Genomic DNA, 24753 nt, shown 5'->3' with positions numbered 1-24753 from the left:
GGCTTCAGGCAACTTCGTCGTTGCCGCGTTCAGCGTTGCAATTTTCGAAGTCGCGGCAACAAAGTACCGAGGCGGCAGCGTGGCCGGGGATTGGCGTAAAGCGGCACACGGATGTGCCGCGCGGCGAGTCAGACAGGATGTCTGACCGAGCCGAGGAGCCAATCCCCGGCCGCGCTGCCGCCTCTTACCGAAGCCAGCAACTGACAGGTGGCGCTCAGCACCGGATGAGGTACGGCTGCTGCACTAACACTGGTCAACCGTACCCTCACCCCAACCCCTCTCCCGCAGGAGAGGGGCTTTAGCCAACGTCCTCACTCCCCCGCTCAATGTCTTTCGCGTTCAGGCAAAAAACGCGCCCGCACCCAAAACGACAACTTTCTGGCGCTTCAACCGAGCGCGCCTATCAAGTCCGCCGCGCTCGCGCCGATACCGCTTGCATGGACAGACTTAGCATTATCGGACTGCTGCTCGCGATCGTGGCGATCGTGGGCGGTAGCGTGTTGAAAGGCGCCGGTATTTCGTCGCTGTGGTCGCCGGCTGCCTTCCTGATCGTGATCGTCGGTACCGTGGCGGCGATTTTGCTGCACACCTCCCCGGCAGTTTTCCGGCGCGCCTTCAAGATCCTGCGCTGGGTGATCCAGCCGCCGGCCAGCGACCGCCCGCAGTTGCTGGCGCGCATCGTCGAATGGAGCAACATCGCCCGTCGCCAGGGCCTGCTGGGCCTGGAAGACCAACTCCCGCGCCAGGACGACGCGTTTCTGCGCAAGGGCCTGCAGATGCTGGTCGATGGCGTGGAGCCCGAATCCATGCGGCATATGCTCGAGATCGAAGTGGACAACCAGGAGCGTCAGGATCTTGCCGCCGCCAAGGTGTTCGAAGGCATGGGCATCTACGCGCCCACGCTGGGCATCATCGGCGCGGTGCTCGGCCTGATGGCGGTGATGAAGAATCTGGCCGACCCGGCCATGCTCGGGCACGGCATCGCGGCTGCGTTCACCGCCACCATCTACGGCATCGCCTCGGCCAACCTGCTGTTCCTGCCGGTCGCCGCCAAGCTCAAGAGCGTCATCCATTGCAGCACCAACGAGCGCGAAATGGCGATCGAAGGCTTGATCGCGATCGCTCAGGGCGAGAACCCGCGCAACATCGAATCGAAATTGGCCGGATACTTGCATTAAGCCCGTCATGGCCCGCCGTCGCAAACATCACGAAGAACATGGCAACCACGAAGCGTGGGCGATTCCGTATGCCGATCTGATGACGCTGCTGCTGGCGTTCTTCGTGGTGATGTACGCCATCTCCTCGCTCAACGAGGGCAAGTACAAGGTCATGGCGCAGGCGCTGACCACCGCGTTCGGTGGCTCGTCCACTGCCGCCAGCCCGGTGCAGATCGGCAAGACCCAGACCTTGGGGGCGGACTACGACCGTCCGTCGGTGATCAAGGCCGGCGCACCGATGGCCGCCTCCAACGGCCCCACCGACCCCACCCTGCTGCCATCGATGGCCGCGCAGATGCGCATGCCGGTGTCGCTACGCAACCAGGCGCAACTGGCGCGTGCGCAGCGGCAGATGGACGCGGTGGCCGCGCAGCTGAGCAAGACGCTGGCGCCGCTGATCGACAAGAAACTCATCACCATCCGCCGCAACGATCTGTGGATCGAAGTGGAGATCAACAGCGACATTTTGTTCGGCACCGGCTCGGCCGCATTGGCCGGCACCGCCCGCGACACCCTGTCCACCCTCGCCTCGGTGCTGCGCGATGCGCCCAACGGCGTGCGCGTGGAGGGCTATACCGATAACCAGCCGATCGCCACCGCGCAGTTTCCCTCCAACTGGGAGCTGTCGGCCGCGCGTGCCGCCAGCGTGGTGCACCTGTTCGCCGACGACGGTGTCGCCCCGCAGCGATTGGCGATGGTGGGCTATGGAGAATTCCGCGCACGTGCCGATAACAGCACTGAGGCGGGACGGAATGCGAACCGGCGTGTGGTGTTGATCATCCTCGCTGATTCGGCTGGCTCACTCGCACCCGATCCGCCATCGCAGATGCATGCGACCGCCGCCGGGGCGCCGAAGCTTCCCAAGTCTGACGGCGGCCAAACGGCCGTCACCACCGAAAGCGGCACAAGTTCCGTCCCCGCCGTAATTCAAGGAGTGCAGTGAGATGCGTATCTGGGCAATCGCCAACCAAAAGGGCGGCGTGGGCAAGACCACCACGACGCTGGCACTGGGTCGCGGCCTGGCCGCGCTCGGCCACCGGGTGCTGTTGGTCGATCTCGATCCGCACTCCTCGCTGACCCGCGCGTTCGGCGTGGCGGTGGACCCGCCGCCGCGCGGGGTGCTGGACCTGTTCGGCACCCCGCCGAGCGACCTTGCCAGCCTGGCCCACGAAAGCAGCATCCCCGGCCTGTCCTATGTGTGCGCGCAAGCGGCACTGGCCACGCTGGAACGTCGCAGCGCCAATCAACCCGGTCTGGGCCTGGCCCTGCAGAACGCCATGACCCGCCACGCCGGCCAGCACGATTACATCCTGCTGGACTGCCCGCCGACCCTTGGCCTGCTGATGATCAATGCCCTGGCCGCCTGCGACCGCGTGGTGGTGCCGACCCAGGCCGAGCCGCTCGCGCTGCATGGTCTGGCCAGCATGGTGCGCACTGCCGACATGGTGCAGCGCTCGCGTCGCCGCCCGTTGCCGGTGTCGATCCTGCCGACGTTGTTCGACCGCCGCACCCGCGCCGGCACCGACACGCTCAAGGAAATGCAGGCCACCTATGGCGCCGTCGTCTGGGAAGACGCGGTGCCGGTAGATACCCGTATCTGTAACGCCGCTGCGCTGACCGTTCCCGCCACCGGCGGCGACTATCAGGGCCGTGGCCTGTCTGCTTATCGCCGCGCGCTGGAATGGGTGCTGGCCGATGACGCGATGCCCATGGAGCAAGCCGCATGAGCAACCACACCGCCAACGGTGAGCTCGACGATTATCTGGAAGGCCTGCTGCACGATGCCGGCGTGGAGATCCCCGCTGCCGTGACTGCCGCTGCTGTCACCGCTGCGGTGGCGACTGCCGACATTGCCGCGGCACCGGCGCTTGCCGACACCGACGCAGACGTCGCGCTGGCAGAGCCACCTGTGCAGGCCGTCGCTGTGCCGGAAGCGACCACCCCCGTGCTCAGCGCCGAAGCAATCGCTGCCGATTTCCTCGCCGAAATGGATGCAGACCCCGCCTTCGGCCCGCCAGTTGTTGCCGCGCCGAGCGCTGCAGACATCGCCGCCGATTTCCTCGCCGAAATGGATGCCGACCCGGCCTTCGGCCCGCCGGTCATTGCCGCGCCGAGCGCCGCAGACATCGCCGCCGATTTCCTCGCCGAAATGGATGCCGATCCGGCCTTCGGACCGCCGGTCGTTGCCGCGCCGAGCGCTGAAGACATCGCCGCCGATTTCCTGGCCGAGATGGATGCCGACCCCGCCTTCGCCACCGCCGCGCCCAGCCCGTTCATGAGCACGGCCGACCTGATGGCCGAAATGGACGCAGACCCGGCCTTCGGCACCGCCGCCTCCAGTGCCGACTTGCTGGCTGCCGATCTGTTGTCGGAGATGGATGCGGACCCGGCCTTCGGTCTTGCCGCACCGGCTGCGCCGGCACCGGCGCGCCCGGCGCAAGCACCGATCGCACCGCACCGCGCGCCACCGCCATCGATCTATCCGCAAGGCCTTGAAGCGCTGCTGGCGCCCGGCCAGGCCGAGCGCATCCATGCCGAACGGCGCGCGGCCGAACGCAGTACGCGTTGGCTGCGCCTGCGCTGCGGCGAACAGACGTATGCACTCGAATTGCTCAAGGTGCAGGAAGTGGTCTTGCCGGTGCCGCTGCTGCCATTGCGCGGCACCCCCAGCGCGATGCTCGGCATCATGAATCTGCGTGGCCAGGTGGTGCCGGTGATGGATCTGGGTATCCATCTCGGTGCATCGGCGGTGGACATGGACCTGCACACCCGCGTGGTGGTGCTGGAAGAAAACGGCGAAACCATGGGTCTGCGCGTGTCGGCGGTGGAAGACGTCACCAGCCTCACCGATCAGCAGATCGAGCCGCCGGACAACGCACGCCTGTGCCGCATCTCCAACAACCTGTTCCGCGGCGTCGCGCGCCTGGGTCATCAGCCGATGATCCTGCTCGATGCCAGCCATCTGCTGCATTGATGCGCCGCATAGCTGACGCGCGCATGCACGCGCAGCGATTCAACGTTAAAGCTTTCCCGCCCCCCGCCGTTAGTACGCATAGAACCGTCCGTTCGGAGCAACGATGAGCACAGTGACATTGGGTGAGGATCTCGGCATCGAGACCAGCACCGACCTCAAGCAAAAGCTAGCCGCAGTCCTCGCGGAGGATGGCGATCTGGTGCTTGACGCCGGTGAAGTCCGCCGCATCCACACCGCCAGCGTGCAGTTGCTCTGCGCCTTCGTGCAGGCCCGCCGCCAGGCTGGGTTGAACACCGAGTTCGATGGCTGCAACGACACTTTTAGAGATGCGGCCCGTCTGCTCGGCGTCACCGACGCGCTCGGACTTTCCGCATCCAATGACAACCTGAAATCTGTGGAGAACGCCGCATGAGCGCACGTATCTTGGTGGTGGACGATTCGGCGTCAATGCGCCAGATGGTCTCTTTCGCCCTTACCTCTGCCGGCTTTGCCGTCGAAGAAGCCGAAGACGGCGCCGTTGCGCTGGGCCGCGCGAAGGGCCAGCGCTTCAATGCGGTGGTGACCGACGTGAACATGCCCAACATGGACGGCATTTCGCTGATTCGCGAACTGCGCCAGCTGCCGGACTACAAGTTCACTCCGATGCTGATGCTCACCACCGAATCGGCGGCCGACAAGAAATCCGAAGGCAAAGCTGCCGGTGCCACCGGCTGGCTGGTCAAGCCATTCAATCCAGAACAGCTGATCGCCACCGTCCAGAAAGTTCTGGGTTAATTCTCTCTCGCTTCACCATCGGATTTCGCACCCATGAGCATGGACCTGCAACGTTTCCACGCCACCTTTTTCGAGGAAAGCCGTGAAGGGCTCGACGCGATGGAGGCCGGGCTGCTGTCCCTTGAAGAGGGCAACCGCGACCCGGAAATCATCAACTCGGTGTTCCGCGCTGCGCACTCGATCAAGGGTGGCGCTGCCACTTTCGGTTTCGAGGCCGTCGCCGGCCTGACCCACGTGCTGGAGACGCTACTGGACGAACTGCGCTCCAACAAGCGCCAGCTCGCACCCAATGCGGTCGATGCCATGCTCGGCTCGGTCGACGTACTGCGCGCCCTGCTGCGCGAAGCCGAACACGGCACCCCGGCCGACCCGGCTGCGGTCAAGGCCGTGCACACCCGCTTGAACGCGGTGCTGGCTGGCGAAGCCCCTGTAGCTGCAGTCGTTGCCAAGCCGAAGGAAGAAGAACCCGAGGCCTGGCACATCGGCTTTACCCCGGCGCCGTCGCTGTTCATGAGCGGCAACGACCCGCTGCGCATCATCCGCGAGCTCGAGCACCTGGGCCCGCTGCAGATTGCCGCGCGTCTTGAGCGCATGCCGGGCTTTGAAAACATCGATCCGCTGGAAGCATATCTGGCCTGGGATCTGGGCCTGATCGGCAAGATTCCGCGCAGCAAGATCGAAGACACCTTTGCCTGGGTGGTGGACGATTGCGAGCTGGACATCCGCCCGATGGCCGTGCCCGGCCCGCCGCCGAGCCTGGCGGTCGACGCGGCCGACACTGCCGCCGTCGCGGTTGCAGCAACCGCCGCTGCAGAACCTGCGGCCGCCGTTGCCACGCCTGCCAAGGCCGCCGCTGCCGAAGCCGAAAGCTCCATCCGCGTCAGCGTCGACAAGGTCGATGCCCTGATCAACCTGGTCGGCGAACTGGTCATTACACAGGCCATGCTCAAGCAGGTCTCCACCGGCCTGGACCCGGCGCATGCCGAACAGTTGTTTGCCGGTCTGGATCTGCTCGAACGCAACACCCGCGATCTGCAGGAAGCGGTCATCGGCGTGCGCATGCTGCCCGTCGATGCGGTGTTCCGCCGCTTCCCGCGTCTGGTGCGCGACCTCTCCAGCCGCCTCGGCAAGCAGGTGCGTCTGCGCACGATTGGCGAAAGCACGGAACTGGACAAGGGCTTGATCGAAAAGATTGCCGATCCGTTGGTGCACCTGGTGCGCAACTCGATCGACCATGGTCTGGAAATGCCCGATGCGCGCCGCGCCTCCGGCAAGGACGAGACCGGCACCATCACCCTGGCTGCATCGCACCAGGGCGGTCACATCGTGATCGAAGTCAGCGACGACGGCCGTGGCCTCAATCGCGCCAAGATCCTGGAAAAAGCGGCCGAACGCGGCATTGCCGTGCCGGACAACCCGACCGATGCGCAGGTGTGGGATCTGATCTTCGCACCGGGCTTCTCCACCGCTGACGCAGTCACCGATCTGTCCGGTCGTGGCGTGGGCATGGACGTGGTCCGCCGCAACATCCAGGGCCTGGGTGGCGAAGTGCAGCTGGAAAGCAGCGCCGGCAGCGGTACCCGCGTGCTGATCCGTCTGCCGCTGACCCTGGCCATCCTGGACGGCATGACCGTGTCGGTGGCCGGCGAAACCCTGATCCTGCCGCTGTCCTACGTGCTCGAAGCGCTGCAGCCGGCGCCGGAAGATGTCCGCTCGATGGCCGGCGACGGCCGGGTGCTGCGGGTGCGTGGCGAATATCTGCCGATCCTGTCGCTCACCAATTACTACGGTTTCGGCGGGCAACAGTCCTCCAAGGAATCGCTGGTGGTGGTGGTCGAGGGCGACGGCCAGAAGATCGCGCTGGAAGTGGACGAATTGCTTGGCCAGCAGCAGGTCGTGGTCAAGAACATCGAAAACAACTATCGCCGTATCCCGGGCGTCTCCGGCGCCACCATCCTCGGCGATGGACGGGTCTCGCTGATCGTGGACATCGGTGGCCTGGTGCGTTCGTTGAAAGTGCCGCAGGCGGCGTAAGACGCAAAGCCGCAGAAGAAGGCACTAAGAGCGGCTAACAAAACCTAGCGAGCGCCTGTCAGTGACTGCAGTGGTTTTGTCGGCCGTCTCTTGGTGGATGCAGTCAGACGTCCAGATCAAACACTGAGTGGGTCGAATGCGCGGTGACCTCACCGCACCAGAGAGTCTGCTGGTTGATTTCACGGACGTACTTGCGGCGTGTCCCGCGATGGTGGGCGGGCAAGGGCCCTGCAGCCAGACAGCAGATCAGCCGGCCTGCAGTAGGCTGGCGTGACGTAGTTTTGTTAGCCGCTCCAAACCGCGAAGACCGCCGATGTTGTGCGGTAACGACAAAGCCCTGGCAGCGATGCCGGGGCTTTGTCGTTACCACGCACCCACTCGCCACACGCTGGCACTGCGACGTTGCCGCCCTTGCTTGTCCCCATTGCACGACGCAACGCAACGCCTCATACGCAGCGCACCCGCCGCAGAGACGATGAACGTAGACGCATCGACGAACGCGCATCAGCTCAAGAAAACCCGCCAGCGAACGCTACCGCTGTACCTCTTTTCCTCCCTCCCTCCCCGAGAACACCATGAAATTTCTGCATTCGCTCAATGTCGGGCGACGCCTGGCGTTGGCCTTCACCTTGTTGATCGTTTTATTGGCCGGCTCCACCAGCCTTGCGTTATACGAGTTCAAGACAGTCAAGAACCAGGTCTCCATCATTATCGAGATCAATAACCGCAAGGCGCAGCTGCTCAACCAGATGCGCGAGAGCAATATGCTGGGCGAGCGTTACATCCGCGACTTCATGCTGGCCACGCCGCAGCAACAGCCCACGATCGATGCGCAGCTCAAGGCCAATCGCGCGCACTACGCCCAGTTGTGGACTGCGCTGAAACGCCTGCCGACCACTGCAGATGGCATGCGTGCACGCCAGACCATCGAAGACAGCCTCACCGCCGCCCGCGCCACCAACAACCGCCTGCTCGGCATGATCCGCGACGGCAATCTGGACGGCGCCAAGCAGCTGTTGAGCGGTGAAGCACAGCCGCTGCTGGAGCGCCGCTCCAACGCGATTGCCGCCGCAGTGGAACTGCAGAACCAGCAGAACGCCGCCGGTGCAGCCGCCATCCTGGGCAGTGTTGCGCTGGCCAACCGCGCCCTGATCGCCTTCGGCCTGCTGTCGGCGTTTCTGGCCGCCGCACTGGCATGGTTGATTTCGCGCAGCCTGGTGCGTCCATTGACCCAAGCCACGCAAGTGGCCGAAGCGATCGCACACGGCAAGCTGGACAACCCGATCGGCCCGCAGCCCGGCGACGAACCCGGCCAGTTGTTGACCAGCATGCGTGGCATGCAGGACCAACTCAAAGCCGTCTCCGCGGCGCAGCAGGACATGGCCCGCCGCCACGACAGCGGGCAGATCAGCTTCCGCATGGACGAAGCGGCGTTTCCCGGCGAATACGGCAGCATGGTGCGCGACACCAATGCACTGGTCGAATCGCATATTGCGGTGAAGATGAAGCTTGCACGGATCATGTCGCGCTATGCGATCGGCGATATGAGCCAGGACATGGACCGCCTGCCTGGCGAGAAGGCCGTGCTCAGCGACACCATGGATGCGGTCAAGCGCAATCTCTTGGCGATGAACAGCGAAATCAAATTGCTGGCGCAGGCCGCCGCCAATGGCGACTTCAGCGTGCGCGGCGATACGCAGCGCTTCCAGTACGATTTCCTTGCGATGGTGGAGAGCCTCAACCAGCTGATGGCCACCGCCGACGGCAATCTGGGCGCGCTGTCCAAGGTGCTGCAGGCAATTGCCGCCGGCGATTTGACCGAGCGTATGCACGGCCAGTTCCACGGCGTGTTCGCACAGATGCGCGACGATGCCAACGCCACCACCGAGCAGTTGTCGGGCATCGTCGGGCGCATCCAGCACGCCACCAGCTCGATCAACGCCGCTGCCAGCGATATCGCCGCCGGCAACAACGACCTGTCGCAGCGCACCGAGCAACAAGCGGCCAACCTGGAAGAAACCGCCGCCTCGATGGAAGAACTCACCTCCACCGTCAGACAGAACGCCGAAGGCGCCCGCCAGGCCAATCAACTGGCGATCGGCGCGGCCAGCGTCGCCTCGCAAGGCGGCGAGGTGGTGAACAAGGTAGTCGCAACGATGGCCGACATCGAGGCATCGTCGAAGAAGATCGCCGACATCATCAGCGTCATCGACGGCATCGCCTTCCAGACCAATATCCTGGCCTTGAATGCCGCCGTGGAAGCGGCGCGTGCGGGCGATCAGGGCCGCGGTTTTGCGGTGGTTGCCTCGGAAGTGCGAACGCTGGCCCAGCGCTCGGCTGGTGCGGCCAAGGAGATCAAGCACCTGATCGACGATTCGGTCGGCAAGGTCGCCGAAGGTTCGCTCTTGGTGAATCAGGCCGGTACCACCATGACCGAAGTCGTTGCAAGCGTGCAGCGCGTGACCGACATCATGGGCGAGATCTCCGCCGCCTCGCAGGAGCAATCCGCCGGTATCGAACAGGTCAACCTCACCGTGACCCAGATGGACGAGGCCACCCAGCAAAACGCCGCGTTGGTGGAAGAAGCCAGTGCCGCCGCGCGTGCGATGGAAGAACAGGCCGGTGAGCTGTCCGATGCGGTGGCGATCTTCAAAATCCAGCCGAACGCTGCGCTGGCTTCGGCAGCGAGCACCCCTGCCCCGCGGCGTCTGGTGGTGGTTTAAGCGTCTGACGGTGCTTTGGCATCTGACGTTGGCTTAGGCATCAGACAGTGCTTTAAGCGCACGAGGCTTTAAGCGCACGAGGCTTCGCCCGTACCCTCATCCGGCGCTGCGCGCCACCTTCTCCCGCAGGGAGAAGGGTTCATAGCCCCTCTCCCTGCGGGAGAGGGGTTGGGGTGAGGGTACGGCGCCGCGGCCAATCGCCAACCGCCAATCACGCGCAATGCTGTCACAGCACTCCACCTTCGCTCACGTTGTCATTGCCCTCAAAACGCCCCGATCCTGTCGGGGCGTTTTGCTATCTGGCAAAACCTACAGACACACCCCACGTCGCAACACCCCGGCCACATCGCAACACCCCTGAGATTCCACCCAACACTGCCGTTGGTCGAAAGGTGATCAAGCGCAAGCTTCTGCGGCCGATACACAGGGCAATGAGGGCAGTCTTGCCCGCGCTACGTCGAAGGAACTCCGCATGCACACCGCCAATTCCACACGCTCTGCCCGCCACATGCTGGGCTCCATGCTCGTCGTCGCGCTGCTGGCTGCCGGTGTGTCGTTGCCCCCCTCTTTCGCAGCACCGGCAGCGCCGGTCTCGGTGCTTCTGGACAACGTCCCGGTGAGCGCGCTGCAGTCGCTTGCCATCGATCTGGTGCAATTGCGCGACGACCAGCGTGCGCAGCTTGCCGCCTCGCATGACCTCGCACGCATCGAGGCCTACGACGAGCGTCTGGGCCATCTGCGTCAACGTATCGCCCGGCATGCCGGTTACTTCCAGGCCACTGCGCCGCAGGGCGAACAGGCACGGCAGTTTGCGCTGGTGCAGCAGCAGTTGGGCCAGTATCTGGCGCAACACCGCCAGGCCAATCGCGCCCTGCACGATGGCGATCTGCAAACCGCACAAGCCTTGTCGCTCGGCCACGCCGGCGATACCCGCCACCAGTTGTGGAGCGAATTGCAGAACCTGCAGCAGTCCGTGGCAAGCGTCAGCGGCACGCAGCGCAACTAAGAGCGGCTAACAACACTACTGCGCATCCGCCGAACGCCTACCCCGCCACTCCTCGGTCGTGGCGGCACCGCAAGCCCATTCCAGCCAGCCCCCACGCTGCGCCGATCCACGCGACCTGACGTCCAGGTCGGCGTGCGGCGTGCGCTGCGCGGCCTGACGGTGCGCGTAACCCGCCGCAGACTTGCTAGGTCATGCGCCCCCGGCGCGGCACCAGGAATGGCTTCAAAGAAAGGCTTCAAAAAAACACTGCAAGTCACCCACACACCAGCCGTCGGGCAACTCTCAACCTTTCCGCAATCGGGTCGCTATCCGACATATCCCGGTCACACATCCTTTCACTGGATACCTGCCATGACGTTTAAGATCACGATCGCAAACACGTTGGCCAACGTGCCGCTCAAGCGCAAGTTCCTGTTCCAGACTGCCTTGGTTGCACTCGGCATCATCGCGCTGGCGGTCGTCGCCGCGCGTATGCAGTACGTGGATCTCACCGATACGCGACGCGATGGGCTCAAGAGCCAGATCGAGATGGCGATCGCGGTGGTCAATGGCTACGCCGAGCGCGCCGAAAAAGGCGAGATCGATGTCGAAACCGCAAAGAAAAGCGCACTGCATACGCTGTCCACCATGCGTGCGCGTGGCGGTGTGGATTACATCTACGTCACCGACCAGGCGCCGGTGATGCTGATGCACCCCACCCGCCCGGATCTCAACGGCAAGCCGCTCAACGATGTGCTGAGCCCCGATGGCAAGCGCATCTTTCCGGCGTTCGTCACGGCCGCGCAGGCTGGCGGCGGCTACGTCGATTACGCCTGGGCCAAGCCGGGCGAAAAAGAGCCGGTGCAGAAGACTTCTTATGCATCGCTGTACAAGCCGTGGGGCTGGGTGATCGGTACCGGCGTGTATCTGGACGACACCCAGGCGCAGGCGCTGGCCTTCACCGGCATTGTCGCCGCAGCCGGCGGCGTGCTGGTGCTGATCAATCTGCTGGTGGGCTGGCTGATCGGCAACTCGATCCTGGAGCCGGTGTCGCGTGCACTGGCTGCCATCAAGGGCGTGGCGCGTGGCGATCTGAGCGTGCGCACCGCCCAGCACGGCAGCGATGAAATCGGCCAGATGCTCAAGGCCACCGACGAAATGGTGCACACGCTGGAGCGCTTCTCCGCGCAGACCAAGGTGATGATGCACATGCACGCCGGCGAAGACGTCAGCCATCGCATGCCGACCGATTTCCCCGGTGTCTACGGCGAGCTGGCCGGCGGCATCAACACCATGATCTTCGAACACCTGGACGCCATCATCGATGCGATCGGGGTACTCAACGAATACGCGCAGGGCGACCTGTCGCGCGACGCCGCACGCCTGCCCGGCACGCGTGCGGTGCTGCATGAAGCGATGGATGCGGCCAAGGCCAGCCTGCTGGCGATCAACACCGAGATCAAGCGCCTGGCCCAGGCTGCGGCCAATGGCGACTTCAGCCAGCGCGGCGATGCCACACGCTTCAAGCACGATTCGGCACGCATGATCAACGACCTCAACGCGATGATGGAGGTCAGCGACCGCAACCTGGGCAAGCTGTCCGAGCTGCTGGCCGCGCTGGCCGAGGGCGACCTCACCGCGCGCATGGACGGCCAGTTCCACGGCGTGTTTGCACGCATGCGCGACGACGCCAACACCACGGCCACGCAGCTGGCCGGCATCGTTGGACGCATCCAGCAAGCGGCCAGTTCCATCACCGGATCGGCCAGCGAAATCGCTGCCGGCAACAACGACCTGTCGCAGCGTACCGAGCAGCAGGCCGCCAACCTGGAAGAGACCGCCGCTTCGATGGAGGAACTCACCTCCACCGTCAAGCAGAACGCCGAGAGCGCACGTCAGGCCAATCAACTGGCGATCGGTGCGGCATCGGTGGCATCGCAAGGCGGGCACGTGGTCAGCCAGGTGGTGGATACCATGTCCGGTATCCAGACCTCGTCCAAGAAAATCGCCGAAATCATCAGCGTCATCGACGGCATCGCCTTCCAGACCAACATCCTCGCATTGAACGCGGCGGTGGAAGCCGCGCGTGCCGGCGAACAGGGCCGCGGGTTTGCGGTGGTGGCATCAGAGGTGCGCACGCTGGCACAGCGCTCAGCCGGCGCGGCGAAAGAGATCAAGCACCTGATCGACGACTCGGTCGGCAAGGTGGCACAGGGCTCGGCGCTGGTGGATCAGGCCGGCAAGACCATGGCCGAGATCGTGTCCTCGGTGCAGCGCGTGACCGACATCATGAGCGAGATCTCAGCCGCCTCCCAGGAACAATCGGCCGGTATCGAGCAGGTCAATCTCACCGTTACCCAGATGGACGAGAGCACCCAGCAGAACGCCGCGCTTGTGGAAGAAGCCACCGCCGCTGCCAATGCCATGCAGCAGCAGGCGCAGCAGCTCGACGAGGCGGTGTCCAGCTTCCGGGTGAGCGCAGCGGTTCCTGCACAGCGCAGCCACAGCCGCGTTGGCGCACGTGCAGGAGCCCTGCTCGCCACCGGCTGAGCAACATCCACACCGTCGCCTTCAGCAGTCAACCCCTTCTTTCGCAGCGACTCCCATGACCGTGTCTTCCACGCAATCTCGCTCCGGCGGCAGTCTGGCGTACCGCCTGATGCTGGGCACCGCAGTGGCTGCCTTGCTGTGTTTCGGTCTGACTGCGGCGATCAGCTACTGGCAAAGCAGTCGCGCGTTGATCGCCTCGGCACAGACCACGATGCAGAACGCGGCACGCTATCAGGCCGAGCAGATCGGCAACGAGCTGGGGCAGGCGTTCACCACCGGCCAGTCGGTCGCCAGCGCCTTGCTGGCGCAGCGTGCCCATGGTGGGGTGAGCCGCGATGCGGCGGCGGCGATCGTGCACGACCAGTTGCAGAACCATCCCGAATGGGTGGGCATGGGGACGTTGTGGGAACCGCAGGCCTTCGATGGCAAGGACGGCGACTATGTCGATGCCAAGGGCCACGACAACACCGGTCGTTTCATGACCTACTGGGCCTATAACGGGCAGTCGCTGATCCGCGAACCGTTGGTCGGTTACGAAAAACCCGGCGACGGCGACTGGAACCTCAAACCCCGTGCGCTGGGCCGGCAGATCGTGGCCGGCCCCTACGATTACCAGATCGGCGGCAAGCCGGTGTTGATGACCACCTTGTCCACGCCCATCATGGATCAGGGCAAGTATGTGGGCGTGGTCTCGGTGGATTTCGCCCTGGCCGCGTTGCAGAAACGCCTGAGTGCGCTACGTCCGATGGACGACGGCTATGTCGAGCTGATCTCGCCTGCCGGGGTGATTCTGGCCTCGCGTGACGCTGCGCGGATCGGCAAGCCAGCCGACGGCGCCGACTATCGCGCGATGCTGGAGGCGACCAGGGCCGGCAAGGACTATCTGGATTTCACGCCGGATGCAGCCGGCACGGTCAGCGCCTATGTGCCGTTGCAGATCGGCCAGGCGCAAGAGCGCTTTGCGTTGGGTGTGGTGGTGCCGTATGCGGCGATCATGCAGCAGGCACATCGCCTGTTGTGGACCATTCTGGCGGTCGGCCTGGGCTCGGCGCTGGTGCTCAGCATTGCGCTGTTTGCACTGTTGCGCCGTCAGGTGGTGGGGCCGCTGGATGCCGCCGCAAAGGTGGCAGGTGCCATTGCCGCCGGCAAGCTGGACAACCAGATTGCCGCGCAGCGCCAGGATGAGGTGGGCCGCCTGATGGGCGCCATGCAGCGCATGCAGACCGACCTGCGCCAGCGCATCGAGCGCGAGGCGCAGATCGCCAACGAAAACCTGCGCATCCGCACCGCGTTGGAGCATTCGGAGATGGAAGTTCTGCTCGCCGACGAACAGCACAACGCGGTATTCATCACCGAAGCGCTGCATACCTCGTTGAAATGCGGCGAAGCGGCGTTTCACGCCAAGGGCCAGCAGGGCTTCAGCGCCGATGCGGTGGTGGGCAAACCGCTGGACTATGTGTTCGGCACCGACGCCGACGGCAAGGCGCGTTTGCAGCGCCTGCAGCAGTTGCAGTCCACCTCCCTTGAGCGCTACACCTTCGGTCCGGTGACGCTGGACCTGACCATGACCCCGCTGTATGCCGCAGACGGCCATCGCAGCGGCAGCATGTTGCTGTGGCGCAATGTCAGCGCCGAGGTCAGCACGCAGCAAGAAGTCGCTGCCGTGGTGCAATCCGCCTTGATGGGCGACTTCGGGCAGCGCCTGGCATTGGACGACAAGCACGGCTTCTATCTGGAGTTCGGCCGTCAGCTCAACGGTTTGCTGGACACCACCGCGCAGGGACTTGAGCGTATTTCCAGCCTGCTCAGCGCGCTGGCCGAAGGCGACCTCAGCGTGCGCATGGATGGCGACTTCCAGGGCGTGTTTGCGCGCATGCGCGACGATGCCAATGCCACCGTGGCGCAGTTGACCGAGATCGTTTCCGGCATCCAGACCTCTGCCACGCAGATCAATGCGGCCGCCAGTGAAATTGCCGCCGGCAACAACGATCTGTCGCAACGCACCGAACAACAGGCGGCCAACCTGGAAGAAACCGCCGCCTCGATGGAAGAACTCACCTCCACCGTCAAGCAGAATGCCGAGAGCGCACGTCAGGCCAACCAGTTGGCGATCGGCGCAGCCGATGTCGCCTCGCATGGCGGCGCGGTGGTGGCGCAGGTGGTCACCACCATGTCCGGTATCCAGACCTCGTCCAAGAAGATCGCCGAGATCATCAGCGTCATCGACGGCATCGCCTTCCAGACCAATATCCTGGCCTTGAACGCGGCAGTGGAAGCGGCGCGTGCCGGCGAACAGGGCCGTGGATTTGCGGTGGTGGCCTCCGAGGTACGCACGCTCGCACAGCGTTCGGCCGGCGCAGCAAAAGAAATCAAACAGCTGATCGACGATTCGGTGAGCAAGGTTGCGCAGGGCGCGTCGCTGGTTCACCAGGCAGGCACCACCATGAGTGAAATCGTGGCCAGCGTGCAGCGCGTCACCGACATCATGGGCGAGATTTCCGCCGCCTCGCAGGAGCAATCCAGCGGGATCGAGCAGGTCAACCTCACCGTCACGCAGATGGACGAAGCCACCCAGCAGAACGCTGCCTTGGTGGAAGAAGCCACCGCTGCGGCACGTGCAATGGAAGAACAGGCTGGCCAGCTGACCGACGCGGTGGCGGTGTTCAAGCTCACGCAGGCAGCCAGGCCCAAGCCTGCTGCATCCACCGCCAAATCGGTCGGCACATCGAGCGTCAAACCGGCCGTCAGCACCGCGCCATCGCCCAAACGTGCGCCAACCGCCCGCAAGCACATGGCAGCGCCGCAGCCTCACGCGGCAGGCAAGACGTCCAGCAACGCTGGCAACGACAGTCAGTGGCACGAATTCTGAGACCGGCGTTCGGTGCATGCGCACACACGTGTGCGTAGCGGCATCCGGTTGCACTCGTCAACCGGACGCAAGCCGCAGCATTGATTGATCCAGGTAGCGCGCACGCTGCACGGCCGGCACGTGGCAGACGCCCTCCCCGACTGCAGCTCCGTCCATCGGCCACGCATCAAGATTCATCCGCCGTTGCCGCTAGCGAGGAGGACATCGACTGCCTGCGCCCCACCGCAACAGCCGCTCTAGCACCGCATGCGCGCTGTTGTCGGACAGTGCAAGCAGACGCATGCGTTCCGGATGTTCGCGCGTTTCAGGGGTCGCCATGAAGCCACGTATTCTTGCCAGCTGCCTCATCCTGTTCGGTGTCGTCGGCCATGCCCGCGCCGAAGATCCGATCGCCACCGACCGCCCCGATTTCGTCGAGTCCAGCCTGACCGTCGGCGACCGCCGGCTGCAGGTGGAAACCAGCGTCGCGTGGGAACGCGATGACGCGGTCGATGGCTACGCCACGCCCACCTTGTTCCGCTACGGCCTGGGTCAGACCTGGGAATTGCGGCTGGAAACCGATGGCTGGCAGCGCATCGACGCACCCGGCGAAGCCACGCTCAGCGGCATGTCCGATGTCGCGCTCGGCATCAAACACCACCTGGCCAGTTCCGACAGCGGCAAGACCTCGCTGGCTTGGCTGCTGCATGTGGATCTTCCCAGCGGCGCACGTGCGCTGCGCGGGCATGGCGCGCGGCCATCGTTCCGGCTGGTGGCCGAGTGGGATCTCAGCGACAGCATCTCGGCCGGCATGATGCCCGGCGTGATCCGGGACGACGACGGGCAAGGCCATGGCTACACCGCCGGCATCTTCGGCGCGGTGCTCGGCAAGGTCTGGAATGACCGCGTGCGCTCCTTCGTCGAAGTGGCATTGCCGCAAATCGCCAGCAGCGAGAACGGCGGCACCGTGGCACTGCTCGATGTCGGCTCGGCCTGGCTGCTGAGCAACGATGTGCAATTGGACGCGGTGTACAGCCGCGGGCTCAACCAGCGCTCACCGGATCACGCACTCGGCGTGGGTCTGTCTTTCCGCTTCTGAAACAGGCCGCACAATGAAAATCATGCACATGTTGGGCATTCTGGTACTGGTGGCTGCGCTGGCGCTGCTCGCCCTGGGCGGCGTCGGCTACAACGGCCAACGCGGCTTGCTTGCGGCGATCGCCGCGCAGGTGATCTCCTCCGATGCACTGCGCAACCACATGCAGGCGGACATGATGCATGACGCCTTGCGCGGTGATGTCACTGCCGCGCTGCTTGCCGCATCCAGGCAGGACGATGCCGCCATTGCCGCCGCACGCACCTCGCTGGGCGAACACGCCGCAGAATTTCGCCAGTCGCTGGAGGCCAACCGCACGTTGCCGCTCGATCCGGCATTGCGCAGCGAGCTGGAAGCGGTGACACCGACCTTGCAGGCCTACATCGCCGCGGCCGATCAGGTGATGACGCTGGCCGAAACGCATGCCGATAGCGGCGCGGCCTACGCCGATTTCAACGACAAATTCGGCCAGCTCGAAACCCGCATGGGCGCGATCAGCGAGCGCATCCTGGCCTTGAACGCGGCCAACCGCAGCCAAGCCGAGCACTACAGCAAGCGGGTGATGTGGCAACAAGGCGGCGCGGTGGTGCTCGCGTTCGTGTGTCTGGCGCTGGCGGCTGGCTGGATCCTGCGCTCGGTGTTCGGCCTGCTCGGCGGCGAGCCGCAGCTGGCCATGGCTGCCGCACAACATATCGCCGAGGGCCGCCTGGACCAACCGATTCCGGTCGCCGCCAAACACGCACGCAGTCTGATGGCGGCATTGGCACGCATGCAGCGCGATCTGCGCGAACGATTGGAGCGCGAGCGCAGCATCGCCGCCGAAAACCTGCGCATCCGCACCGCGCTCGACAACGCCTCCACCGGCATGTACATCGCCGATCCGGATCTGACCATCATCTACACCAACAACGCGCTGAAGACCTTGCTGCACACCTACGCCGACGATATCCACGCCTGCGCGCCCGCCTTCGACCGCGCTGCGCCATTGATCGGCCAACCGGTGTCGCAGCTGGAAGTGGGCAACGCGCAGGACGCGGAAATCTATCAACGCCTGGATCGCCAGGGCTCGGCGCAGCGCGAAGTGCAGTATCGCGCCGCCTGCATCGTGCAGGATGTCTCGGCGATCCGCGACGCGGCCGGCGCACACCTGGGGTTTGTCTGCGAATGGCGCGACCGCAGCGCCGAAGCGCAGGTCGAAATCGCCGTGGCCGACGTGGTACGCAGCGCGGCCGCAGGCGACTTGTCCAAGCGCATCGACAGCGTCGGCAAGCAGGGCTTCTTCCTGCAGTTGGCGCAGCAACTCAATGCCTTGCTCGATGCCAATGCAGGCAGCATCGCCGAGGTCTCGCGCCTGCTCAGCGCGCTGGCCGAGGGCGATTTGAGTGCACGCATGCACGGCAATTTTCAGGGCGTGTTCGCCAGCATGCGCGACGATGCCAACAGCACCGCCGAGCAACTGGCGCAGGTGATCGGACACATCCAGCAGGCCGCCGGCAGCATCCATACCGCATCCAGCGAAATTGCCGCCGGCAACAACGATCTGTCGCAGCGCACCGAGCAGCAAGCGGCCAATCTGGAAGAGACCGCCGCCTCGATGGAAGAGCTCACCTCCACCGTCAAGCAGAATGCCGAAAGCGCGCGCCAGGCCAATCAGCTGGCCATCGGCGCAGCCGGTGTCGCCTCGCAAGGTGGTGCGGTGGTGGCGAACGTGGTGACCACCATGTCCGCAATCGCGGTGTCATCCAAGAAGATCGCCGAGATCATCAGCGTCATCGACGGTATCGCCTTCCAGACCAATATCCTGGCCTTGAACGCGGCGGTGGAAGCGGCGCGCGCCGGCGAACAGGGCCGCGGATTCGCCGTCGTCGCCAGCGAAGTGCGCACGCTCGCGCAGCGTTCGGCCGGCGCGGCAAAAGAGATCAAACACCTCATCGACGACTCGGTCGGCAAGGTGACCGAAGGCTCGCTGCTGGTGCACCAAGCCGGCACCACCATGTCCGATATCGTGGCCAGCGTGCAGCGCGTGACCGACATCATGGGCGAGATTGCAGCGGCTTCGCAGGAACAGTCGTCCGGCATCGAACAGGTCAACCGCACCATCACCCAGATGGACGAGGCCACCCAGCAGAATGCCGCGCTGGTGGAAGAGGCCACCGCCGCCGCACGCACGATGGAAGAGCAGGCCGGGCAGCTGGCGCTGACAGTGGCGCGCTTCACCCAGGAGACGACGCCCGGCATTGCCGTTGCCGCGCCCACGAAAAAATCGGCCAGCGCCGCAGCCAAGCGTGCAACCGCTACCGCGACGCGTGCACCGGCCTCGCCACGTCGATCGAACAGTACGCCTGCGGCAACCGCCGGCAACGACAGCCAGTGGCAGGACTTCTGACCCCTGCACCGGTCGCGTGCGCAGCGCTGCGCGCGCGACCGTAACGCATGCCCTGCCCTATCGAAACTGCATATCGCAGCAGCCTGGACTATGGAAACAGCGCGTTCCGCATGACCGATTCTTCTTCATGAATAAAGAATCTTCCGGCCGGGCCGCTAGCGTGCTGGACAACGTCTCTGCGTAACTCCGAGGTAAATAATGAACAAGTTCAACGACTGGCCGATCCGCCGCAAACTGATGTTTGCCTTCTGCCTGAGCGCCGTGCTGACTGCCCTGCTGGGTGGACTCGGCTTTTCACGCATGAAGCAGATGCAGCAGGAAACCGACCTGATCAATCAGGACGTGGTGCCGGTCCTGAGCCGCCTGTCCGAGTTGCGTGGTTTCGCTGGCGAATTCCGCGTCTATGAAGTGGGCCAGTTCGTCAATCTCGACGATCCGGAACGCTATGCGATGTTCTTCAAGCGCATGGACGAGATCCAGGCCAAATACATCGAAACGCAAAAGGTCCTGGATACCAAGATCGGCGCCGCCTCGCCGTTGAAGGCCGAGTACGCCAAGCTGACCGATGCCAGCGCACGCTACTTCGCGGCCAACCAACAACTGCGCAAGCTCTATACAGACCCAGACCGCGCCGCGGCGATGGAATTTTCGCGCAAGCAGTCCGGCGAGATCCGCAAGGAACTGTTTGCTTCGGTCGACAAGCTCTATGCGCAGCAGTCCAAGGCACTGAGCGATATGGTGACCGCCAGCGCAGCCTCGTTCAAACTCACCAGCGCGGTGCTGCTGCTCGGCACGCTGCTGATGGCAGCGTTGTCGGTCACCTTCGGCTGGTTGATCGCACGCAGCATCACCACCCCGCTGTCCAAGGCACTGGGCGCGATCAAGGCGGTCTCGCGTGGCGATCTGAGCGTGCAGGTCAGCAAGACCAGCAACGACGAAATCGGCCAGATGCTGGAAGCCACCGGTGGCATGACGCAGATGCTGCGCCGCTTCAGCGACGAAACCGCGCGTATGTCGCACCTGCATGCGGCCGAAGACATCACCCACCGCATGCCGGAAGATTTCCCCGGCGTGTACGGCAACCTGGCCGGCGGCATCAACACGATGATCTTCGAGCATCTGGATGCCATCACCGATTCGGTGCGCATCCTCAATCAATACGCGCAAGGCGACCTGACCCAGGACGCACGTCGTCTGCCGGCCAGCCGCGCGATCCTGCATGAAGCGATGGATGCGGCCAAGGCCAGCCTGTTGTCGATCAACACCGAGATCAAGCAGCTGGCACAGGCCGCCGCTGCCGGCGATTTCAGCGCACGTGGCGACGCAGCACGTTTCAAGTACGACTTCGCGGTGATGGTGTCGGATCTGAACTCGATGATGGAAGTCAGCGACCGCAATCTGGGCAAGCTCTCGCAGTTGCTCGGTGCAGTGGCCGAGGGTGATCTCACCGCGCGTATGGATGGCGAGTTCCACGGCGTGTTCGCGCGTCTGCGCGACGATGCCAATGCCACCACCCAGCGCCTGACCGACATCGTCGGCCGCATCAAGCACTCCACCTTGGCCATCAACACCGCCGCAGGCGAAATCGCCGCCGGCAACCAGGACCTGTCGCAGCGCACCGAGCAGCAGGCGGCCAATCTGGAAGAAACCGCCGCCTCGATGGAAGAGCTCACCTCCACCGTCAAGCAGAATGCCGAACACGCGCGCCAGGCGAATCAATTGGCGATCGGCGCAGCCGGTGTAGCCTCACACGGTGGCAGCGTCGTCGGCCAGGTGGTCACCACCATGTCCGGCATCGAGACCTCGTCCAGGAAGATCGCCGAGATCATCAGCGTTATCGACGGCATCGCCTTCCAGACCAATATCCTCGCGTTGAACGCGGCGGTGGAAGCCGCGCGTGCCGGTGAGCAGGGCCGTGGATTTGCGGTGGTCGCCTCCGAGGTGCGCACGTTGGCACAGCGTTCGGCCGGCGCAGCCAAAGAGATCAAGAGCCTGATCGACGACTCGGTGAGCAAGGTGGCCGAAGGCTCGGCGCTGGTCAATCAGGCCGGCAGCACCATGAGCGAGATCGTCTCTTCGGTGCAGCGCGTCACCGACATCATGAGCGAGATTTCCGCCGCCTCGCAGGAGCAGTCGGCCGGCATCGAGCAGGTCAACCAGACCGTCACCCACATGGACGAAGCCACCCAGCAGAACGCCGCGCTGGTGGAAGAAGCCACCGCCGCCGCACGCTCGATGGAAGATCAGGCGCAGCAGCTCACCGAAGCGGTCGCGCTGTTCCGGCTGTCGGCCGAGCTGGAAGCGGTGACACGCGCCACCCCGGTGGTGCGCCACATCACCGCCAAGCGCCCAGCCGCCAGCACTGCGCCTGCTGCCAAGACGCCCGCTGCCAGGTCATCGGTGTCCAAGCTGGCTGCCTCCAAGCCGGCTGCCGCACGGTCGACCGCACGTACTGCCGCCGCAGCGGCGCCGTCCAACGAGTCGGATTGGGCGGAGTTCTAAACGCGCAGATCGTCCACATACAAGTCGCTGCAGTCCAAGCCGCGCTCTTTCGGGAGCGCGGCTTTTTTATTGCCGCAATTTTTCATAAGCAGACTCAGCCATGAGGCGAGAATAAACGCATATCGATAATAATATTTTACTTATGTATTGATTAGCCGGCGGTCGCGTTCGGCGTGATCGACAATTGGAGACCTTTAATCCGGGCCGCAAAACGATTTAATTGGCGACGCCATTTTCACAAGCATGACTTGACTTATATATTTACGCTATTGAGGTATTAAGTAATTGGCATGGCGAGCCGTTACTGCGCATAGCGACGCGGCATACAGCAAGTGGTCGGCGCTACTCGGTCGCTCCCTTTCATCGCATAACGCCATCCAGGATCTGTCATGACCGCACTTCTCCAACGCTACAACGTCGGCCCTCGATTGGCGGCGGCTTTTGCTGTGCTGATCGTGTTGTCGGGCATTATCGCCTTCATCGGCTATCGTGGGCTGACCTCTGCACGCGCACTCGTGGATCATCTGGTGCACCAGAACATGGAGAAGATCCGGCTGTCCAACGACATGATGAATGCCAATTACATCATTTCGATGCAGATTCGCAATGTCGTGCTGCCGACCTCCAACGAAGACAATCTCCGATTCATCGAGATCATCAAGGGTGCGCGCGCCGATTACCTCAAGGCACGCGAAACCTTGTATGCAATTCCGCCCTCCGAAGAAGGCAAGGCCATCCGGGCGGAAATCGATCGTCGCCGTGAGATCGCCAAGGGATTTAACGACAAGGTCATCGATCTGGTCATGACCAATCACAGCGACGAGGCACTGCCCCTGCTGCTGACCAAGGCCGCACCGGCAATGCAGCAATGGCAGGACAAGATTGGCGAAAACATCGACCTGCAGGACAAGCTGGCCGGCGAGGCGTCCGCTGACGCGCTGCAATCCATGGACGACTCGCGCAAGCTGCTGATCGGCGGTTCGCTGCTGGTGGTGCTGCTGAGCGGTACGCTGGGCCTGCTGATCACCCGCAGCCTCACCCAGCCGTTGAGCCGCGCCACCCGCGCCGCAGAAGCGATTGCCGGCGGCAACCTGGACAACGACGTCAACACGCAGGCCAATGACGAAGCCGGCCGCCTGCTCAAGGCCATGAGCAAGATGCAGCTGCAGCTGCGCAACCTGCTCAGCGCGCAGACCGACATGGCCAAGCGTCACGACGACGGCCAGATCAGCTTCCGCATCGATGCGGCAGCCTTCCCCGGCGAGTACGGCCGCATGGCGCACGACACCAACAACCTGGTGGGCTCGCACATCGCGGTGAAGATGCGTCTGGCGCAGATCATGGGCCGCTACGCGATCGGTGATCTGTCCGAGGACATGGAAAAGCTGCCCGGCGAAAAAGCCGTGCTCAGCGACACCATGGCGCAGGTCAAGGTCAATCTCGGTGCGATGAATACCGAGATCAAGCACCTGGCCCAATCGGCCGCCAATGGCGACTTCAGCGCCCGCGGCGATGCCGAGCGCTTCCAGTACGACTTCCGTGTGATGGTGGAAAGCCTCAATCACCTGATGTCCACCGCCGACGGCAACCTGCAGGCGTTGTCCGGCCTGTTGCAGTCGATCGCTGCCGGCGACCTCACCGCACGCATGAGCGGCGATTTCCGCGGCGTGTTCGCGCAGATGCGTGACGATGCCAATGCCACGGCCACGCAGCTGGCCGAGATCGTCAGCGGGATCAAGGCCTCGGCGATTTCGATCAAGGGCGCCGCCAGCGAGATCGCCGCCGGCAACCAGGATCTGTCACAGCGCACCGAACAACAGGCCGCCAACCTGGAAGAAACCGCTGCCTCGATGGAAGAGCTCACCTCCACCGTCAAGCAGAATGCCGAAGGCGCGCGCCAGGCCAATCAGCTCGCCATCGGCGCGGCGAGCGTGGCCTCGCAAGGCGGCGACGTGGTCGGCAAGGTGGTGCAGACCATGAGTGGCATCGAAGCCTCGTCCAAGAAGATTGCCGACATCATCTCCGTCATCGACGGCATCGCCTTCCAGACCAATATCCTGGCGTTGAACGCAGCGGTGGAAGCGGCACGTGCCGGCGAACAGGGCCGCGGTTTCGCGGTGGTGGCCTCGGAAGTGCGCACCCTGGCCCAGCGTTCGTCTGCTGCGGCCAAGGAGATCAAGGGTTTGATCGACGATTCGGTCGAGCGTGTCGCCGAAGGCTCGGCACTGGTGCACACCGCCGGCAAGACCATGGGCGAAGTGGTGGCCAGCGTGCAGCGCGTGACCGACATCATGGGTGAAATTTCCGCCGCCTCGCAGGAACAGTCGGCCGGGATCGAACAGGTCAACCAGACCATCACCCAGATGGACGAAACCACCCAGCAGAACGCCGCGTTGGTGGAAGAAGCCACTGCCGCCGCACGTGCGCTGGAAGACCAGGCCACCCAGCTCACCGACGCAGTGGCGGTGTTCAAGACCGATGCCGCCTATGCCCAGGCACCGGTACGCGCTGCGGTGCTGCGCCCGGCAGTGACCACGGCCGTCAAGGCAAAGGTCGCCGCAGCCGGTCGCAGCGCCGCGTCCAAGCCGCGTGCCGTGGTGACCGCACCCAGCAACGACAGCAGCTGGCAGGAGTTTTGACTGAATGGAGCCGGCCGGCCATCGT

General features: G+C 64.2%; 14 protein-coding genes and 2 pseudogenes. All 16 read left to right on the top strand.

Annotation, left to right across the window (positions count from 1 at the left end; genetic code table 11):
* The first annotated feature begins 437 nt into the window (after positions 1-437).
* The 16 genes and pseudogenes from FFY45_RS20810 (at position 438) to FFY45_RS20740 (ending at position 24728) form a co-directional block, all read left to right on the top strand.
* Positions 438-1178 carry a flagellar motor protein gene (locus FFY45_RS20810; RefSeq protein WP_006452732.1) on the top strand — a complete coding sequence of 247 codons (741 nt, stop codon included), beginning with the start codon at positions 438-440 and terminating at the stop codon, positions 1176-1178.
* A gap of 7 nt (positions 1179-1185) precedes the next feature.
* Positions 1186-2160 (top strand): flagellar motor protein MotD, encoded by a 975-nt coding sequence (gene motD, locus FFY45_RS20805; RefSeq protein WP_176341869.1) that lies wholly within the window; start codon positions 1186-1188, stop codon positions 2158-2160.
* A gap of 1 nt (position 2161) precedes the next feature.
* Positions 2162-2944 carry a ParA family protein gene (locus tag FFY45_RS20800; RefSeq protein ID WP_176341868.1) on the top strand — a complete coding sequence of 261 codons (783 nt, stop codon included), beginning with the start codon at positions 2162-2164 and terminating at the stop codon, positions 2942-2944.
* Positions 2941-4191 carry a chemotaxis protein CheW gene (locus FFY45_RS20795; protein ID WP_176341867.1) on the top strand — a complete coding sequence of 417 codons (1251 nt, stop codon included), beginning with the start codon at positions 2941-2943 and terminating at the stop codon, positions 4189-4191. The genes FFY45_RS20800 and FFY45_RS20795 overlap by 4 nt, the downstream gene beginning before the upstream one ends.
* Before the next feature lie 103 nt (positions 4192-4294).
* Positions 4295-4603: an STAS domain-containing protein gene (locus FFY45_RS20790; protein WP_023903904.1), complete on the top strand. Its 309-nt coding sequence runs from the start codon at positions 4295-4297 to the stop codon at positions 4601-4603.
* Positions 4600-4965 (top strand): response regulator, encoded by a 366-nt coding sequence (locus FFY45_RS20785; RefSeq protein WP_002806565.1) that lies wholly within the window; start codon positions 4600-4602, stop codon positions 4963-4965. The genes FFY45_RS20790 and FFY45_RS20785 overlap by 4 nt, the downstream gene beginning before the upstream one ends.
* 33 nt (positions 4966-4998) lie before the next feature.
* Positions 4999-6999 (top strand): chemotaxis protein CheA, encoded by a 2001-nt coding sequence (locus FFY45_RS20780; RefSeq protein WP_006448511.1) that lies wholly within the window; start codon positions 4999-5001, stop codon positions 6997-6999.
* Between the two features lie 575 nt (positions 7000-7574).
* A pseudogene (locus tag FFY45_RS20775) lies at positions 7575-9710 on the top strand (methyl-accepting chemotaxis protein); the annotation flags it as partial.
* A gap of 484 nt (positions 9711-10194) precedes the next feature.
* On the top strand, positions 10195-10728 hold the full coding sequence (locus tag FFY45_RS20770) for a hypothetical protein (protein WP_176341865.1): 534 nt from the start codon (positions 10195-10197) through the stop codon (positions 10726-10728).
* Between the two features lie 216 nt (positions 10729-10944).
* A pseudogene (locus FFY45_RS22480) lies at positions 10945-11823 on the top strand (cache domain-containing protein); the annotation flags it as partial.
* A gap of 21 nt (positions 11824-11844) precedes the next feature.
* Positions 11845-13257, top strand: coding sequence for a methyl-accepting chemotaxis protein (locus FFY45_RS22475; RefSeq protein ID WP_439333557.1), 1413 nt, complete (start codon positions 11845-11847; stop codon positions 13255-13257).
* Positions 13258-13312: 55 nt separating this feature from the next.
* Complete coding sequence (locus FFY45_RS20760) at positions 13313-16126, top strand: methyl-accepting chemotaxis protein (protein ID WP_176341863.1); 2814 nt, start codon at positions 13313-13315, stop codon at positions 16124-16126.
* Positions 16127-16442: 316 nt separating this feature from the next.
* Positions 16443-17204 carry a transporter gene (locus FFY45_RS20755; protein WP_176341862.1) on the top strand — a complete coding sequence of 254 codons (762 nt, stop codon included), beginning with the start codon at positions 16443-16445 and terminating at the stop codon, positions 17202-17204.
* A 13-nt stretch (positions 17205-17217) separates the two neighbouring features.
* Entirely contained in the window at positions 17218-19587 is a 2370-nt protein-coding gene (locus tag FFY45_RS20750) for a methyl-accepting chemotaxis protein (RefSeq protein ID WP_176341861.1), read from the top strand.
* A gap of 198 nt (positions 19588-19785) precedes the next feature.
* Positions 19786-22089: a methyl-accepting chemotaxis protein gene (locus FFY45_RS20745; protein WP_176341860.1), complete on the top strand. Its 2304-nt coding sequence runs from the start codon at positions 19786-19788 to the stop codon at positions 22087-22089.
* 389 nt (positions 22090-22478) lie between these two features.
* Entirely contained in the window at positions 22479-24728 is a 2250-nt protein-coding gene (locus FFY45_RS20740) for a methyl-accepting chemotaxis protein (RefSeq protein ID WP_176341859.1), read from the top strand.
* Positions 24729-24753: the final 25 nt, after the last annotated feature.

It is taken from the genome of Xanthomonas hortorum, from assembly GCF_011305375.1.
Lineage (GTDB): Bacteria > Pseudomonadota > Gammaproteobacteria > Xanthomonadales > Xanthomonadaceae > Xanthomonas > Xanthomonas hortorum_E.
This window is presented reverse-complemented; position numbering and strand designations above follow the sequence as displayed.

What these genes read in the sequence shown, in the direction of transcription:
- FFY45_RS20740 (WP_176341859.1), top strand. Translation starts at nt 22,479, where the DNA reads ATGACCGCACTTCTCCAACGCTACAACGTCGGCCCTCGATTGGCGGCG.
- FFY45_RS20770 (WP_176341865.1), top strand. Translation starts at nt 10,195, where the DNA reads ATGCACACCGCCAATTCCACACGCTCTGCCCGCCACATGCTGGGCTCC.
- FFY45_RS20800 (WP_176341868.1), top strand. Translation starts at nt 2,162, where the DNA reads ATGCGTATCTGGGCAATCGCCAACCAAAAGGGCGGCGTGGGCAAGACC.
- FFY45_RS20790 (WP_023903904.1), top strand. Translation starts at nt 4,295, where the DNA reads ATGAGCACAGTGACATTGGGTGAGGATCTCGGCATCGAGACCAGCACC.
- FFY45_RS20760 (WP_176341863.1), top strand. Translation starts at nt 13,313, where the DNA reads ATGACCGTGTCTTCCACGCAATCTCGCTCCGGCGGCAGTCTGGCGTAC.
- FFY45_RS20795 (WP_176341867.1), top strand. Translation starts at nt 2,941, where the DNA reads ATGAGCAACCACACCGCCAACGGTGAGCTCGACGATTATCTGGAAGGC.
- motD (WP_176341869.1), top strand. Translation starts at nt 1,186, where the DNA reads ATGGCCCGCCGTCGCAAACATCACGAAGAACATGGCAACCACGAAGCG.
- FFY45_RS20745 (WP_176341860.1), top strand. Translation starts at nt 19,786, where the DNA reads ATGAACAAGTTCAACGACTGGCCGATCCGCCGCAAACTGATGTTTGCC.
- FFY45_RS20750 (WP_176341861.1), top strand. Translation starts at nt 17,218, where the DNA reads ATGAAAATCATGCACATGTTGGGCATTCTGGTACTGGTGGCTGCGCTG.
- FFY45_RS20780 (WP_006448511.1), top strand. Translation starts at nt 4,999, where the DNA reads ATGAGCATGGACCTGCAACGTTTCCACGCCACCTTTTTCGAGGAAAGC.
- FFY45_RS20755 (WP_176341862.1), top strand. Translation starts at nt 16,443, where the DNA reads ATGAAGCCACGTATTCTTGCCAGCTGCCTCATCCTGTTCGGTGTCGTC.
- FFY45_RS20785 (WP_002806565.1), top strand. Translation starts at nt 4,600, where the DNA reads ATGAGCGCACGTATCTTGGTGGTGGACGATTCGGCGTCAATGCGCCAG.
- FFY45_RS20810 (WP_006452732.1), top strand. Translation starts at nt 438, where the DNA reads ATGGACAGACTTAGCATTATCGGACTGCTGCTCGCGATCGTGGCGATC.
- FFY45_RS22475 (WP_439333557.1), top strand. Translation starts at nt 11,845, where the DNA reads ATGCTCAAGGCCACCGACGAAATGGTGCACACGCTGGAGCGCTTCTCC.